Origin of the sequence: Stenotrophomonas sp. I18B00994 (assembly GCF_014145825.1) — a bacterium.
Taxonomy (GTDB): Bacteria; Pseudomonadota; Gammaproteobacteria; order Xanthomonadales; family Xanthomonadaceae; genus Stenotrophomonas; species Stenotrophomonas maltophilia.
The window spans coordinates 17204-31012 of the sequence record NZ_JACIUW010000008.1 but is presented as its reverse complement, the minus strand read 5'-3'; the positions used below and the strand labels follow the sequence as shown (position 1 = coordinate 31012).

At 66.5% G+C, this 13809-nt stretch carries 16 protein-coding genes; 10 read left to right on the top strand and 6 right to left on the bottom strand.

Translation table 11 applies throughout. The features are described 5' to 3' along the window. Nucleotides 1-2: 2 nt before the first annotated feature. On the bottom strand, nt 3-563 hold the full coding sequence (locus H4O10_RS10715) for a GNAT family N-acetyltransferase (RefSeq protein ID WP_099485195.1): 561 nt from the start codon (nt 561-563) through the stop codon (nt 3-5). A 146-nt stretch (nt 564-709) separates the two neighbouring features. Here H4O10_RS10715 and H4O10_RS10710 point away from each other — a divergent pair, with 146 nt between their 5' ends. Then, the gene (locus tag H4O10_RS10710) at nt 710-1603 is read left to right on the top strand and encodes a helix-turn-helix domain-containing protein (protein WP_076738982.1); all 894 of its coding nucleotides are present in this window, start codon (nt 710-712) and stop codon (nt 1601-1603) included. On the opposite strand, the gene H4O10_RS10705 is transcribed toward H4O10_RS10710, so the two are convergent. Further along, the gene (locus tag H4O10_RS10705) at nt 1551-2381 is read right to left on the bottom strand and encodes a universal stress protein (protein WP_005409403.1); all 831 of its coding nucleotides are present in this window, start codon (nt 2379-2381) and stop codon (nt 1551-1553) included. The genes H4O10_RS10710 and H4O10_RS10705 overlap by 53 nt on opposite strands. Before the next feature lie 172 nt (nt 2382-2553). On the opposite strand from H4O10_RS10705, the gene H4O10_RS10700 reads away from it, so the two are divergent. Then, nucleotides 2554-3120, top strand: coding sequence for a hypothetical protein (locus tag H4O10_RS10700; protein ID WP_005409404.1), 567 nt, complete (start codon nt 2554-2556; stop codon nt 3118-3120). A 31-nt stretch (nt 3121-3151) separates the two neighbouring features. On the opposite strand, the gene H4O10_RS10695 is transcribed toward H4O10_RS10700, so the two are convergent. Together H4O10_RS10695 and H4O10_RS10690 are read right to left on the bottom strand one after the other, a co-directional pair. Next, on the bottom strand, nt 3152-3511 hold the full coding sequence (locus tag H4O10_RS10695) for a response regulator (RefSeq protein ID WP_005409405.1): 360 nt from the start codon (nt 3509-3511) through the stop codon (nt 3152-3154). Then, nucleotides 3501-4637: a PAS domain-containing sensor histidine kinase gene (locus H4O10_RS10690; protein WP_005413148.1), complete on the bottom strand. Its 1137-nt coding sequence runs from the start codon at nt 4635-4637 to the stop codon at nt 3501-3503. Before H4O10_RS10690 ends, H4O10_RS10695 begins: the two co-directional genes overlap by 11 nt. A gap of 178 nt (nt 4638-4815) precedes the next feature. On the opposite strand from H4O10_RS10690, the gene H4O10_RS10685 reads away from it, so the two are divergent. From H4O10_RS10685 to H4O10_RS10665, 5 genes are read left to right on the top strand one after another with little or no spacing between them, the layout of a single operon-like run. After that, the gene (locus tag H4O10_RS10685) at nt 4816-7917 is read left to right on the top strand and encodes a response regulator (RefSeq protein ID WP_043035067.1); all 3102 of its coding nucleotides are present in this window, start codon (nt 4816-4818) and stop codon (nt 7915-7917) included. After that, the gene (locus H4O10_RS10680; protein WP_005409408.1) at nt 7914-8738 is read left to right on the top strand and encodes a CheR family methyltransferase; all 825 of its coding nucleotides are present in this window, start codon (nt 7914-7916) and stop codon (nt 8736-8738) included. The genes H4O10_RS10685 and H4O10_RS10680 overlap by 4 nt, the downstream gene beginning before the upstream one ends. Then, nucleotides 8738-9313, top strand: a complete 576-nt coding sequence (locus H4O10_RS10675; RefSeq protein ID WP_005409409.1) for a chemotaxis protein CheB — start codon at nt 8738-8740, stop codon at nt 9311-9313. Before H4O10_RS10680 ends, H4O10_RS10675 begins: the two co-directional genes overlap by 1 nt. Then, nucleotides 9310-10443: a hybrid sensor histidine kinase/response regulator gene (locus H4O10_RS10670; protein WP_043035068.1), complete on the top strand. Its 1134-nt coding sequence runs from the start codon at nt 9310-9312 to the stop codon at nt 10441-10443. The genes H4O10_RS10675 and H4O10_RS10670 overlap by 4 nt, the downstream gene beginning before the upstream one ends. A 54-nt stretch (nt 10444-10497) precedes the next feature. Continuing rightward, nucleotides 10498-10632 carry a hypothetical protein gene (locus H4O10_RS10665; RefSeq protein WP_005413152.1) on the top strand — a complete coding sequence of 45 codons (135 nt, stop codon included), beginning with the start codon at nt 10498-10500 and terminating at the stop codon, nt 10630-10632. A 15-nt stretch (nt 10633-10647) separates the two neighbouring features. On the opposite strand, the gene H4O10_RS10660 is transcribed toward H4O10_RS10665, so the two are convergent. Beyond that, a complete protein-coding gene (locus H4O10_RS10660) occupies nt 10648-10968 on the bottom strand; it encodes a metalloregulator ArsR/SmtB family transcription factor (RefSeq protein WP_043035069.1) in 321 nt (106 codons plus the stop codon). 86 nt (nt 10969-11054) lie between these two features. On the opposite strand from H4O10_RS10660, the gene H4O10_RS10655 reads away from it, so the two are divergent. From H4O10_RS10655 to H4O10_RS10645, 3 genes are all read left to right on the top strand, one after another. Beyond that, nucleotides 11055-11492 carry a hypothetical protein gene (locus tag H4O10_RS10655; RefSeq protein WP_043035070.1) on the top strand — a complete coding sequence of 146 codons (438 nt, stop codon included), beginning with the start codon at nt 11055-11057 and terminating at the stop codon, nt 11490-11492. Then, a complete protein-coding gene (locus H4O10_RS10650; RefSeq protein WP_005409414.1) occupies nt 11489-11902 on the top strand; it encodes a DUF6691 family protein in 414 nt (137 codons plus the stop codon). The genes H4O10_RS10655 and H4O10_RS10650 overlap by 4 nt, the downstream gene beginning before the upstream one ends. A gap of 69 nt (nt 11903-11971) precedes the next feature. Next, nucleotides 11972-13024, top strand: coding sequence for a linear amide C-N hydrolase (locus tag H4O10_RS10645; protein WP_012480021.1), 1053 nt, complete (start codon nt 11972-11974; stop codon nt 13022-13024). Here H4O10_RS10645 and H4O10_RS10640 read toward each other — a convergent pair. Next, complete coding sequence (locus H4O10_RS10640; RefSeq protein WP_043035071.1) at nt 13021-13800, bottom strand: DUF6491 family protein; 780 nt, start codon at nt 13798-13800, stop codon at nt 13021-13023. The genes H4O10_RS10645 and H4O10_RS10640 overlap by 4 nt on opposite strands. Nucleotides 13801-13809: the final 9 nt, after the last annotated feature.

Here is a 13809-nt window from a genome sequence, read left to right as displayed (position 1 = left end):
GATCACGTGGGCAGCGGTACGGTCTGCTGCGCCTGCCATTCCCTGGCAGTGATGCGGCTGATGTGCTCGGTGCGGTAGTCGGCGAGGAAGCGGTTGAACTGGTTGACCTCGGTGTGGTGATGGCGGAAACCGCATTTGGCCTGCGCGCTCATTGATTGCAGGTTGTCGGCGAAGTAGCCGCACCACAACGCATCCAGCTGCAGATCCAGGAAGGCATGCCGCATCACCTCACGTACAGCTTCGGGTACCAGGCCACGACCCCAGTACGGTACGCCGATCCAGTAGGCGATCTCTCCCTCGCGCTCGCCCAAGCTGAAGTTGCTGTCAGCACCGATCAGGATGCCGACGCATCCGATGGCACGCCCGTTCTCGCGGCTCTGCAGGGCGTAGACCTCCGGTCGGTTGAACACGGTGCGGATGATGTCGGCACTCTCCTCTACGCTGGCATGCGGTGGCCAACCGGCGATGGGCCCCACGCGCGGGTCGCGGGCGTACTCGTACAGATCGGCGGCGTCACTGTCGCGCCAGGGGCGCAGGATCAAGCGTTGGGTGGCCAGTTGCATGGCGGGTCCGTCGGTGGAAAGAGAGTGCACAGGCTAGGTTTCGACGGGCGGGGAGCACAGGGCGGGACCTTGATGGTTTCGGTACTTTTCACAACTTCTTCGTTCGGGCGGATATGCTCTGCCGCGATATCCCAGTGGATCGGCCCATGGATCGCATTCCCCAGCTTCTGGAACAGGACGAATCCATGCGCTTGGAAGTCAGTACGTTGGCTGAAGGCTTGGGTGTTCCGCTGTCGTTCGGGCACGCCTATCTGACGGTGCTGGTGTGCGTGTCCGGGCGTGCGCGGTTCGCACTGAACTTCCGCGAAGTGGCGGTGCAGCGGCACGACGTACTGGTGCTGGCGGAGGATACGCTGACGCTGCTGCGGCAGCGTTCGCGCGGCTTCCTTGTGGTGGCCTGCCTGGTGCCGAAAGCGCTGGCCTCGGAGGTGGCCTATGTGCTGCCCAATGCACTGTTCAAGTTCCTGCACGAGCACCCTCATTGTGTACCGTCACCGCTGGAGGTGCCGCTGCTGCAGGGTTGGCTGCAGCAGTTGATGGATGCCCAGCACAACGGTGGCCGCCATCGGCAAGTGATGCTGCGCAACCTGCTGCAGACGTTTTTCCTGAAGTTCGCCACACTGCTCCCGGCATACTACGAGGCGGCGCCGCCGGTCGGCCGACGCGAGCGCCTGGCCTGGAGCTTCTGGGAACTGGTCGGCCAGCGCAGCACGCGCCAACGCGACGTGCAGTCCTACGCCGAGGCGCTGTGCATTACCCCGTTCTATCTCTCGCAGGTGACCCGGGAATGCTTCGGCGAAACGCCGAAGGCGTTGATCGACCGCCAGGTGGTGCTGGAGATCAAGGCGCTGCTGAGCTACAGCGAACTGCCGATCGGTCGCATCGCCGAACGCCTGTGTTTCGAGGACGCGTCCTACCTGTGCCGCTATTTCCGGCGGCACACCGGCCAATCGCTGACCGGCTACCGCCGGGCGGGGCAGGGCGGTATCAGTGCGATACGAACAAGGGCGCCGGTACTTCGGCAAGCAGATCCTCGGTGACCCCGCCGAGCACGCGTTCGACCACGCGACTGCGGCTGTAGGGCCCCAGCACCAGCAGATCGGCTTCGGCATCAAGTACATGCTGGCGAATGGTGGCAGCTACGCCCCCTTGGCTGGAGCTGATCGCCTGTATCTCCACTTCAACGCCGTGCCGCGCCAGATGCTGGGCCATTTCAGCGCCGGGTGCCGCTTCAGCCTTGGGCGTGTCGACCATCAGCAGGTGCACGGCCTGCGCCCGGGCCAGCAGAGGCAGGGCATCTGCCACCGCACGACGGGCCTGCTTGCTGGCATTCCAGGCCACCACGATACGCCGGCCGACCTGCTCGCCCTTCCAGTGCGGCGGCACCAGCAGCATCGGTACCCCGGTCTGGCGCAGCGTGCCCAGTGGATGCCAGCCGGAGGGCGCGCCTGGTGTGTGCGGATAGCCGGCGATGATCAGGTCGCAGTACAGCGACTGCAGCGCCAGGTCGGCGCCACCCAGGTAGTCCGAGACGATGCGCAGTTCGGTGCTGATCTGCAGCGGCTCGGACACGGCACGCAGGTTCTGCATCAGCTGTGCGGTGCAGGCGGCATCCGCGCGGGCCTCGTGGTCCAGCGCGGCGGCGATGCCGGCACCGCGCGCGAAGCCGTTGGCGATGTCGGTGGGATGCAGGGCCGTGGAGACTGCGACCAGATGCGCCTGCTGGGCCTGCGCCAGGTCGGCGGCGATGTTGAGAACGCGGTGCCCGGTGTCGCTGGCGTCGAACAGCACGGCGATATCGCGTAGTGGGTGCAGCATGGCGTTGTCTCCCTCGATGCCTGTGACGCGTTCCCTGCCGTGCACCGACCCGGGTGCACCGGACGCACCCCCGTTGTAGCGCATCCGTGATTCGGATGAATCATATTTGATTCAGTTTATTAATTGATGATTCATGCTAGCGTGAGGGCCAGCCCACACCCCATCGCTTTTCATGCGACCTGCCGCAGCACGTACACGACGCGACCTGCCCCATGCGCTGGCGGCCACCCTGGTCAGCCATCCACGCTGCACCCTCAGCGAACTCGCGCGCGGGGCGGGCATCAGCCGCGCGACCCTGTACCGGTTTGCGCCTACCCGGGAGGCGATCGACGAGGCCCTGTTCGCGGCCGGTTTCGAGCGCGTGGAAGCTGCGGCGGCCTGGTTCGACCAGGGCGGTGATGCACGCCACGTGCTGGAGCAGGTCACCGCCACGCTGCTGGCGGACTGGGAGCTGGTGACGCTGCTGTTCGCACGGATGATGGAAGAACAGCAGCGCCTGGGCGACCTGCACCTGCTGCCGGAGCGCTGGGCGCCGATCGGCGAGCGCTTCGAGGCCTTCTTCCTGCGGGGTCAGGCGGCCGGAGAGTTCAACGTCGGTTTCACCGCGGTGTGGCTCGCGGACTTCTACTGGAGCTGTTTCTACGGCATCACCTGGTCACTGGCACGCGGTCGGCTGGCGCCGGCAGCGGCAGCCTCTACGCTGCTGGCGTCGTTCCAGCGCGGGGCGATGATGGGTTGACCGCAGGGGTTTCCTGCGGGAGCGCCGTGGCTTACGCCTGCCTGAGCAGCTGCACCAGCTGGCGCAGGCGATAGGGCTTGGGCAGGAACTCCACCTGCTCGGGCAGCGGCGGCAGCTGCGAGCGGGCATAGCCGGACGAGAGGATCATCCGTGCCTGCGGCTGTTCGCGTGCCACATGCTCGCTCAGCTCGATGCCGGACATGCCGTTGGGCATGCTGACGTCGCTGAACACCACGTCGAAACGTGCTTCGCCCTTGAGCAGTTCCGCCGCCTCGTGGCCATCGGCGGTCGTGGCCACATCGATGCCGAGGTCGCGCAGGGCCAAGCCGATCATTTCACGCAGATCGGTCTGGTCTTCCACCATCAGTACGCGGATCGGGTCATCGGTCATCGGCAGGGTCCTCCATTGCGGGTAGCAGCAGGCTGACCGTGGTGCCGACACCGGGCGTGGTGGACACGTCGACGAAGCCGCCGCTCTGGGTAGTGAATCCGAACACCTGGCTCAGGCCCAGGCCGCTGCCTTTGCCGATGTCCTTGGTGGTGAAGAAGGGCTCGGTGGCCCGTTCGGCGATGTCGGCCGCCATCCCGTGGCCTTCATCGCAGACGCTGAGAGTGACATAGCCACGTTGCAGCGTGGAGTCCGCGTCCGGGTCGAGGCGATGCTCCAGCGCGGTGCCGATCAGGATGCGGCCGCCTTCAAGGGTAGCATCGGCGGCATTGGCGACCAGATTGGCCAGCGCCGTCTGCAGCTGCAGCGCATCGGTGTTGACCGCAGGCAGGCCGGGTGCCAGCTTGGCATCCAGCATCACCGTGGACGGGCAGGCGCGTTGCAGGTCCGGCAGCCACTGCTGTATCAGCACATTGATATCCAGTGGTTCGCGGATCAGGGTCTGGCCAGTGCTGAACGCCAGCAGCTGGCGGGTCAGCAGCGCACCACGATCGGTCGCGCTCTGCGCGGCATCGAGCAGCTCGGCGGCGCGCGCATCGTCACCGCCAACGCGCAGGGACAGCAGGTCCAGTGCGTTGCCGATGGTGGTCAGCAGGTTGTTGAACTCGTGCGACAGGCCGCGGCTGAGTCGGCCGACGGTCTCGAACTGTTGGGTATTGCGCAGCGCTCGTTGGGCATCACGCAGCAGGCGCTGTGCCTGCCACTGCTCGGTGATGTCGCGGGTGATCTTGACGAAGCCGAGCAGCTCACCCGCTTCAACCACCGGCTCGATGACAACACTGGCACGGAATGACGAGCCATCGCGGCGTACCCGCCAGCCCTCATTGGCAACGTGGCCATGCTGCGCTGCATGACGGAGCAGGCGTTGCGGTTCTCCTGCCTCGCGGTCGGCGGCCAGGTAGAAGCGACCAAAGTGGGTGCCCACCACTTCATCGGCTGAATAGCCCTTGATGCGCTCCGCACCAGGGTTCCAGCTGCAGACGATGCCATCAGGATCAAGCAGGTACAGCGCATGGTCGCGCACGCTGTCGATCAGCAGTCGCAGTTGGCGGGAAGGGTCCGTCAGCACGGACGTCGTAGAGGCGGCAGCGTCCACGTAAAAATAAGTGTTACCCCTGTGAGGGACGTGAAGCTAGGCATTCAAGTGTGAAGGAGGCGTGGAGGCGGGACACGTGCCATTTGTCCTGTGCGGCTGAATACGACACGGAGTACCATCACCCACCCTTTTTGTTCTGGAACCGACCTGCATGCGTCCTGGTGCGACTACGCGTGACCGCTGGATCTGGATGACGTCCGCCGTGCTACTGGCTGCGACCATCGCATTGGAGCTGGTGGTACCGCTCGGTTATGCAGTATGGCTGGCGTATTTCCTGGCCGTGGGCGTCACGGTGTTCCAGCGCAGTGCGCGCGCGCCGTTCATCGTGGCTGTGCTCGCCTGCGTCCTGCTGGTCATCGGTTTCAACATCGCCCCGGCCAGCTCGAACTCGGCGTTCTCGCTGGTCAACCGAAGCATCGGTGGTTGTGCGTTCCTGATGATCGCGCTGATCGTCTCCCGCGCGATCCAGGCACGCCGGGACGCAATGCGGGCGTTGTGGCTGCAGGAGGCCGAGAACGCGGTAGCGATGAGCCTGCGCGGCGACCTCGGCCCGGAGCAGATTGCCGAGGCGGCAGCCACCAGCTTGGGCGCGCAACTGGAGGCCGACGTCGGCGCCGTGTACCGGCTGGAAGGCGGACGACTGCAGCTGACCGGCGGCCTGGCGTTGCCGTCCGGCATGCCGGCGTCGCTGGCATTGCAGGAGGGCGTGGCCGGGCAGGTGGCGCGGGATGAGTGCATCCGTCACCTGGAGGGCAGCGACGATGCCGTACTTGAACTGCAGACCAGCCTGGGGCGGTTGCCGGTGCGCGAGCGCATCCTGGCGCCGATCAGCAGTGACGGCACCGTGGTAGGCATCGTCGAGCTGGGACGCGCCCGGGCGGGTGCGCAGCGCGACCTGGATCGCGAGCTGCTGGAGCGCTGCGCCGAGACCATCGGCATGGCGCTGCGTGCATCGCTGCTGCGCGCACAACTGGTGGTGCTGCTGGAGGAATCGCAGCGCCAGGGCGAGGAGCTGCAGGCCCAGCAGGAAGAGCTGCGCGTGGCCAATGAGGAACTGGAAGAGCAGAGCCGCAGCCTGCTGCAGTCGCAGAGCCATCTGGAAGAACAGCAGGCCGAGCTGGAACAGAGCAACGTCCAGCTGGAAGAGCGGACCCACGAGCTGGAGGCGCAGAAGCAGGCACTGCTGGTCGCGCAGAGCCAGCTGGTGCGCAACAGCAACGAACTGGCCGCGACATCGCGCTACAAGTCCGAGTTCCTGGCCAACATGTCGCACGAACTGCGCACGCCGCTGAACAGCTCGCTGATCCTGGCCAAGCTGCTGGCCGACAACAAGGACGGCACGCTCACCGAAGAACAGGTGAAGTATGCGCGTGCGATCCTGTCGTCCAACAACGATCTGCTGGCGCTGATCAACGACATCCTGGACCTGTCGCGCATCGAGGCCGGCCACGTCGAGCTGGCCGATGAAGTGGTGGTGACCGACAGCGTGCTGCAGCGCCTGCGCGAGACTTTCGAGCCGATGGCGCGGCAGAAGGGCCTGGCCCTGCAGATCGAGGCCGATGCGCTGGCGCCGAGCCAGCTGATGGTCGACAGCCAGCGACTGCAGCAGATCCTGAAGAACCTGCTGGCCAATGCGGTGAAGTTCACCGAGCATGGAAAGGTCAGCCTGCACGTGCGCGCGGCCGGCCAGGGGCGCATCCGTTTCGAGGTCTGCGACAGCGGTATCGGCATTGCCCGCGAGCAGCTGCAGGTCATCTTCGAAGCCTTCCGCCAGGCCGATGGCAGCACCCGTCGCCGCTACGGTGGCACCGGCCTGGGGCTGTCGATCTCGCGCGATCTGGCCGAGCGCATGGGCGGCAGCATCCAGGTCGACAGCGAACCGGGCCGTGGCAGCTGCTTCATTCTGGAACTGCCGTTGCAGGGCGCGCCCGCGTCGAGCGCCGCGGACATCGCCGCAGCCCCCGTGGCCTCGCCGGTCGCGGCCGCTGTGCCGGCGATGCAGGTGCCAGCAAGGGCTCCGGTGGCGCCGACGACGACGGTGCCCAGCGTGGCCGACGACCGCGGTCGTCGCCAGCACCCGGGCCGCCTGATCCTGGCCGTCGAGGACGACGCCACGTTCGCCGAAGCGCTGGTGGCCCTGGCCCATGAACTGGATTTCGACTGCGTGGTGGCCGGGACGGCCGAAGAGGCGCTGGCCCTGGCCGGCGAACTGCGACCGAACGGCATCCTGCTCGATATCGGCCTGCCGGACGTGTCCGGCCTGAGCGTGCTGGAGCGCCTGAAGCGCAACCCCGATACCCGCCATATTCCTGTGCACGTGGTCTCGGCAACGGACCGCAGCCAGGTGGCGCGCGAGCTTGGCGCGATCGGGTTTGCGATCAAGCCGACCACGCGCGAGCGCCTGGTAAGCGCCATCGAGCAGCTGGAACAGACCAGCCAGCGCGACGTGCGGCGCCTGCTGATCGTCGAGGACGACAGCGAGCTGCGCCACAACCTGGAACTGCTGCTGGGCCGTGATCAGCTGCAGATCGTCGCCGTGGGAACGCTTGCTGGCGCGCTGGAGCAGCTCAGCACGGTCACCTTTGATTGCATGGTGATGGACCTGTCACTGCCTGACGGCAGCGGCTACGACCTGCTCGAACACATGGCCGGCAACGATGACGTCGGCTTCCCGCCGGTGATCGTCTATACCGGTCGCGCGCTCGGTCGCGAGGAAGAACAGCGCCTGCGCCGCTATTCCAAGAGCATCATCATCAAGGGCGCACGTTCGCCCGAACGCCTGCTGGATGAAGTCACCCTGTTCCTGCACAGCGTGGAAGCCAGCCTGCCCACCGACCAGCAGCGCCTGCTGCGCGAGGCGCGCCGTCGCGACACCGTGCTCGATGGACGCACCGTACTGCTGGCCGAGGACGACGTGCGCAACATCTTTGCGCTGTCCAGCGTGCTCGAGCCGCTGGGCGTGACGCTGGAGATCGCGCGCAATGGGCAGGAGGCAGTGGACCGCCTGGCCGAGCGCGAAGTCGACCTGGTGCTGATGGACATCATGATGCCGGAGAAGGATGGCCTGGCCGCGATGCGCGAGATCCGCGCGCAGCGTCACCTGCAGGACCTGCCGATCATCGCGCTGACTGCCAAGGCCATGCCTGACGACCGTGAGCGTTGCCTGCAGGCGGGCGCCAACGATTACATCGCCAAGCCCATCGACGTCGACAAGCTGGTCTCGCTGTGCCGGGTCTGGTGCTCGCGGCAATGAACGAACAGGCGCTGTTCGACCTCGAACTGAAGGTCCTGCTGGAGGCGCTGTACCAGCGCTACCACTACGATTTCCGCAGCTATGCGGTGTCGTCGCTGCGCCGACGCATGCGCCAGGCGATGCAGCGCTATGAGTGCGAGCGGCTGGTCGACCTGCAGTACCGGCTGCTGCACGAGCCGGACCTGTTCGCCCAGGCCATGCAGTTCTTCACCGTGCAGGTCTCGGAGATGTTCCGTGACCCTGCGTATTTCCGTGAGCTGCGCGAGCAGGTGGTGCCAGTGCTGCGTACCTATCCCTCGGTGAAGCTGTGGGTGGCCGGCTGCAGCACGGGCGAGGAAGTGTGGTCGCTGGCGATCCTGCTGCATGAGGAAGGCCTGCTCGAGCGCAGCATCGTCTATGCCACCGACATCAATCCGGCCGCACTGGCCACCGCCGAGGCGGGCGCCTATGGCATCGACCGGATGGCCCAGTTCAGCCGCAACTACCTGGCCGCCGGTGGCACCGCGTCGCTGTCGGACTACTACGCTACCGCCTACGATGGTGCGGTGTTCGACCGCCAACTGCGCCGCAACGTGGTGTTCGCCGACCACAGCCTGGCCACCGATACCGTGTTCTCCGAAGTGCACCTGGTGTCGTGCCGCAACGTGCTGATCTATTTCAACCGCGACCTGCAGGATCGTGCCGTCGGCCTGTTCCGCGAAGCGCTGGTGCACCGGGGCTTCCTTGGCCTGGGCAGCAAGGAGTCGCTGCAGTTCGGGTGCCACCACGATGCCTTCGAGGTCTGTTCGCGAGAGCACCGCCTGTACCGGAAGGTGGCCTGATGACGCTGCCGGTGCGTCCGGCCGTGCTGGTGATCGGCGCGTCCGCCGGTGGCGTGGCGGCCCTGCAGGCGGTGCTCGGTGCACTGCCGGCGAAGCTGCCGGTACCGGTACTGGCCGTGCTGCACCTGCCGCGTGACCGTACCAGCCGCATCGCCGAGGTGCTGGCGCCGTACTGCGCGTTGCCGGTGCGCGAAGCCGAAGACAAGCAGCCGTTGCAGCCGGGCACGGTGACGTTCGCGCCGCCGGATTACCACCTGCTGGTGGAGGACGAGGGGGCGGTGGCGTTGTCGGTGGATGCACCGGTGCTGTTTTCCCGTCCGGCCATCGATCCGCTGTTCGACTCCGCTGCGGCGGTGTTCGGCGCGCAGGTATTGGCCCTGCTGCTGACCGGTGCCAGCAGTGATGGCAGCGAGGGCGTTGCCGCCGTGCGCCGTGCCGGTGGCCATGCCTGGCTGCAATGTCCCGAGGAAGCCGAGGCGTCGATGATGCCCGCTTCCGCCCTGCAGTACGCCGGCGCCGATGCCGTGCTGCCCCTTGAACTGATGTGTCGCCGCCTGAAGGAGTTGTTTGCATGAACCTGTTGCCACCGGAACCTGCGCAGTCGCGGACCCCGGTCAACCTGCTGATCGTCGATGACGTGCCGCAGAACCTGGTAGCCATGCAGGCCCTGCTGCAGCGCGAAGGGGTCAACCTGCTGCTGGCCGGCTCGGGCGCGCAGGCGTTGGAGCTGCTGCTCGAGCACGAGGTGGCATTGGCCCTGCTTGACGTGCACATGCCGGAGATCGATGGCTTCACCCTGGCCGAACTGATGCGCGGTTCGCATCGCAGCCGCGACGTGCCGATCATCTTCCTGACCGCCTCTCCGGATGATCCCCTGCGCGTGTTCAAGGGCTACGAAAGCGGTGCGGTCGATTTCCTGCACAAGCCGGTGGCGCCGCAGGTGATCCTGAGCAAGGTCAACGTCTTCATCGAGCTGTACCAGCAGCGGCAGCTGCTGAAGGCGCGCAACGAGGCACTGGAGCGCGCGCTGAAGCTCAACGAGACGATGGCTGCCGTTTTGACCCACGACCTGCGCACGCCGTTGTCGGCGATCCTGCTGTGTGCCGACAAGCTGGCGCTGGAGCTTCCGGAAGACAACGCAGGCGCGCAGCAGACCCTGCAGTACCTGGAAGCCAGCACCCTGCGGATGGCGCGGATGGTCGAGCAGCTGCTGGATTTTTCGCGGATCCGCAGCGGTGGCCTGAGGCTGGAGGCAAGTGCCTGCGATCTGGCCGACGTGACGCGCGCGGTAGTCGCCGAGGCGGGCAGCGCGCATGGGGCGGACCGGATCCACCTGGACCTGCAGGGAGACACGCGGCTGCAGGGCGATCTGGATCGCCTTGGCCAGGTCGCCGCCAACCTGGTCGGCAATGCGCTGACCCATGGCAGCGAGGCGAGGGTGGAGGTGGATGGGCGCGACCCGCGCGGCGTACTGCTGCGGGTCAGCAACGCCGGCCGGATCGATGACGCGCTGTTGCCGCGACTGTTCGAACCGTTCAAGGCCAGCTTCCACCAGAGCAAGGGCCTGGGCCTGGGCCTGTACATCGTCGATCAGTTCGTCCGCGCGCACGGCGGGCGCATTGCGGCCCGCAACGAAGCGGGCCAGGTGGTGTTCGAGGCAATGCTGCCACGACGCTGCGACGGCACGGTCTTGGCGGCAACCTGAACGCTTCGGCCAGCGTTCCGGCGGACTGAGACGGACTGGTCCGCAACTGCCAGCGTGGGTGCCTATTCTCGCCAGCTTTCCTGCAGTGACTGGTCCGGATTCTCCCGGCGCCTGCAGGGCGATCGTTCGGCACCGACGCCAGTGGACCTGCTCGATCAGGTGGTGCAGCCGGCGCTGCACGCAGGCTGATGGTCTGCGCCGGATTCAGCGCGAAGCAGCACCGCAGTACGCCGCATGCAGCGCCTGCAGCACGCCCAGTGCGGGCCCTTCAAGAACCCGGTAGTGGATCGCCTGCGCTTCGCGCCGGGTCGCCACGATATCCAGTCCGCGCAGCACCGCCAGATGCTGTGACAACGCCGATGCGCTCAGGCCGGTCAGTGCCTGCAGTTCCGGTACCGACGCTTCACCTTCCACCAGGCGGCACAGCACCCGCAGCCGGGCCGGGTGGGCCAGGCTTTTGAGCAGCGTGGCTGCCTGCGACGCGTGTTCGGCCATCGCGGCGCTGTCGAGCTGGGTCCGGGCCATGGTTGACCATTTTGTTTAGAATGATCTAATTTAGAATAATCTAAACAAATGGGCAATCCCATGTACGGCAGCGAAGAGGGCAGGGCATGAACCTGCCATGGAGTGCGGCGGCAGGTGGTGCGTTGATCGGCGCCGCCGCGGTGCTGTTGCTCGCCACCATCGGACGCGTGGCGGGCATCAGCGGCATCACCGCAGGCAGCCTGCGCGCAGGCAAGGGCGAGCGTGCCTGGCGCTGGGCCTTCCTGGCCGGCCTGACCGCATCGGCGGGGCTGGTGCTGTGGTGGCAATCGGTGCCCGAGGCATCGCCGCGTGCGCTGCTGCGTGATGCGCTGCCGGCATGGCAGTTGATGGGAGCCGGCCTGCTGGTCGGCTTCGGTACGCGGCTGGGCAACGGCTGCACCAGCGGTCACGGTGTGTGCGGCATGGCCCGCGCTTCGAAGCGATCGCTGGCGGCCGTGCTGGTGTTCATGGCCTGCGCGATGCTGACCACCTTCCTGGTCCGTCATGGCGGAGGCCCAACATGAGCCGCGCAGTCTGGGCCGCCGGCGCGGCGGGCGCATTGTTTGGCATGGGGTTGGCACTTTCGGGAATGACCGACGCGCGTCGTGTCCTCGGCTTCCTCGACATCACCGGTGACTTCGATCCCACGCTGCTGTGGGTGCTGGGCTCGGCGCTGCTGGTCAGCGCGATCGGGCAGCGGTGGGTGTTGCGGCGACAGCAGCCGCTGTACGCAGACCGCTTCCGGCTGCCTGTTACCCGGCGTGTGGATGCTCGCCTGCTGCTGGGTGCCGCGCTGTTCGGGATCGGCTGGGGCTGGGCGGGCTATTGCCCAGGCCCGGCCATCGCCGGGGTGGCCGTGGCGTCGCGCGAAGCCCTGTGGTTCGTGCCTTCGATGCTTGCAGGATTCTGGCTGCACGACCGCTTCGTCCGTTGAGGCTTTCACCCCTGTCTCACCCTGCCTGGGGTCCTATCTTCGGATCACGGGGAAAAGGAGTGCAACGACATGGCACGGATGAAGTGGATGGGAAGGGGAATGCTGGCGGTCGCGCTGGCCGCAGCCGTGGCACCGGCACTGGCCTGCACGCGCGCGGTGTACTTGGGTGACAACGGCGATGTGATCACCGCGCGCTCGATGGACTGGAAGGTCGATGTGGCGACCAACCTCTACATACTGCCGCGCGGCATTGCGCGCACCGGCCAGGCCGGCCCGAAGTCGCTGGCGTGGACCGCGCGCTACGGCTCGGTGGTGGCCACCGGCTACGACGTGTCGACCACCGATGGCATGAACGAAAAGGGCCTGGTAGCCAACCTGCTGTGGCTGGTCGAATCGGAGTATCCGCAGCAGCGTGGCAACAAGCCGGGCCTGGCGATTTCGCTGTGGGCGCAGTATGTGCTGGACAACTTCGCTACCGTGGAAGAGGCGGTCGCCGCGTTGAAGCGCGAGCCGTACTCGATCGTCACCGACAAGGTGCCCGGTGAAGATCGGCAGGCGACGCTGCACCTTTCGCTGTCCGATGCCAGCGGCGACAGTGCCATCGTCGAGTACATCGGCGGCCGCCAGGTGATCCACCATGACCGGCGCTACCAGGTGATGACCAATTCGCCGATCTTCGAGCAGCAGCTGGCGCTCAACAGCTACTGGCAGCAGATCGGCGGCACGGTGATGCTGCCGGGCACCAACCGCTCTGCTGACCGTTTCGCGCGCGCCTCGTTCTACATCAACGCCATTCCCAAGGCCGAGGATCCGGTGGAGGCCCTGGCCAGCGTGTTCAGCGTGATCCGCAACGCGTCGGTGCCGTATGGCATCACCACGCCGGGTGAGCCGAACATCTCATCCACGCGCTGGCGCACCGTGGCCGACCACAAGCGGCGGCTGTACTTCTTCGAATCGGCATTGACCCCGAACACCTTCTGGGTCGATCTGAACAAGGTCGATTTCGCCGGCAAGGTACTCAAGCTCGACCTCGGCAAGGACCAGCGCAATACCTTCGCCGGTGATGCACTGGGCCAGTTCGTGCCCAGCGCACCGTTCGCCTTCCTCGGCGTCGACGGTTAGTTCGACGCCTGGCTGGAGGCCGGGTAGACCGCCTGGATCGTGCAGCTGCCGCGCGTGTACTGCGGCAGCGGGGCGATGCTTTCACCGCGCAGATCGTCTGTCTCGAATTCGGCAGTCATGATCCGATCGCCGGGATTGCCACAGATCAGGCCGTTCTGCAGGCCCGAGTGGAAGCTCAGCTGCGGCGTGCGGTCGAGCTGGCGGCAGTGGCTGCCGAGTTCTACCCGGTAGTAGCGATGGCCGCCATTGCGGCGCGGGTTGGTCTCCACCAGCATGCCCTGCGGGTCGGATGACCAGGCACGCACGTTGCGCGTGGCAAAGCAGTAGGACGGTGAGCCGCCGAAGCTGCGACGCACCTCCTTGCGTTCGCGGATGGTCACGGCAGGCAGGGTAGCGGTGCGCAGGCGCTCGCTGTCGCGGGCGACGCTGGCATAGTCGCGATTCTGCAGCGGGGTGACTGCGCTGATGGTGCATTGGCGGCCGTCGACCACGACGCGTTCGCTGGGGCGGCCGCAGGCCCAGCCGGCGGGGGCTTCCAGTTTCAGCGAGGTGGCACTGCGGACGCCGGGACAATCTTCGTTGAAGTCGATCCGAAAGGGCTGGCCGGAGGCGGCGCGCAGTGCGATCGAGCGCGGTGATGCCTGCTCCACTTCCTGTACGCCGACAGCGTTCATGCAGTGCGGAGCCGGTGGCGTACGCGCCTGTGCGGAGACCGAAGCTGCGAGCGCCAGGCCGAGGCCGGTGGCGAGCGCCAGGGACACCTGCTGATGGGTCATGTCCTGCAC